General features: G+C 50.0%; 1 protein-coding gene. It reads left to right on the top strand.

Going from position 1 to position 238, the window contains the following annotated elements; translation table 11 throughout:
• On the top strand, positions 1–238 hold a 238-nt coding region (locus RYX56_RS25095; RefSeq protein ID WP_317124480.1), incomplete at both ends, for a HisA/HisF-related TIM barrel protein.

Genomic DNA, 238 nt, shown 5'->3' with positions numbered 1-238 from the left:
AGTTCAGAATCCGGTATTGATTAAAGAAGGGGCGGACTTTTTCGGTTCGCAATGCATGGTGGTCGCAATTGATGCAAAATTCGACCCAGCCATCGACACTTGGCGGGTGTACACCCATGGCGGAAGGAAACCGACTGATAAAAAGGTCATCGACTGGGCGCGGGAAGCGATGGAACTTGGCGCCGGGGAAATTTTATTAACAAGCATGGACAGCGATGGTGAGAAAAATGGCTTTGAC

The organism is Alkalihalophilus lindianensis (genome assembly GCF_032843265.1).
Lineage (GTDB): Bacteria > Bacillota > Bacilli > Bacillales > Bacillaceae_D > Alkalihalophilus > Alkalihalophilus lindianensis.
This window is presented reverse-complemented; position numbering and strand designations above follow the sequence as displayed.